This window comes from Gluconobacter sp. Dm-74 (assembly GCF_018256135.1).
GTDB classification, from domain to species: domain Bacteria; phylum Pseudomonadota; class Alphaproteobacteria; order Acetobacterales; family Acetobacteraceae; genus Gluconobacter; species Gluconobacter cadivus.
The window spans coordinates 1-774 of record NZ_JAERLX010000031.1 but is presented as its reverse complement, the minus strand read 5'-3'; the positions used below and the strand labels follow the sequence as shown (position 1 = coordinate 774).

Below are 774 nucleotides of genomic sequence, written 5' to 3'. Positions count from 1 at the left end.
GAACACTTTCTGAGACGGATTAAGATCCTGCCGCGAAGGTTCGATCAAACCGTTGATATCCATCATGGAAATGCGGGCGCGGGCGTCAGTTGCAGAAAGACCTTCGTCCTGTAATGCACTCACGATCATATTTGCGATACCGATCCCGGCAGACCCTGCACCGTAGAACAGGATACGCTGTTCTTTCAGCGCCTCGCCTTTGATCGACAGNAGGGCGGTGTCGAGGCCCGCGATCGTAATGGCCGCAGTCCCCTGAATATCGTCATTATAGCAAAGGATTTTGTCACGGTATCGCGCCAGTAGGCGGATGGCATCGTCTCCTTTCCAGTCTTCAAAATGTAAGCAGCAACGAGGATAAAGCTCTTGAATGGCTGCGACGAGTTCATCAACGAATGCGTCGAGTTCGTCTGACGATGGGGGTGCCTGCCGCAAACCGAGATAAAGTGGATCGTCAATCAATTCCTGATTGGTTGTACCGATATCCAGTAACATTGGCATCAGGCCCTGAGGTGGGATGGCGGCGCAGGCCGTATAGAGTTGCAGCTTGCCCACCGGAATGCCCATACCGTTGGCTCCGATATCTCCGAGCCCCAGAATACGGCCGCCGGAACTGACGCAAATGAAGCGCACATCTTTTTCGGGCCAGTTGGCGAGTACCTCTTTCACACGACCTTTGTGACGTAGCGAAAGATACATCCCCTGTGGTCTCTCGAAGAGACGGCTGTACTGAAGGCAGGCATCAGCGATTGTCGGATCGTAAACAATGGGAAGAAA

The 774-nt window shown here is 53.2% G+C and carries 1 pseudogene (only partly in view); it reads right to left on the bottom strand.

The window, feature by feature from the left end:
• Positions 1–774, bottom strand: a pseudogene (maeA, locus tag JK208_RS15835) (oxaloacetate-decarboxylating malate dehydrogenase); its annotated part reaches 385 nt to the left of the window's first position; the annotation flags it as partial.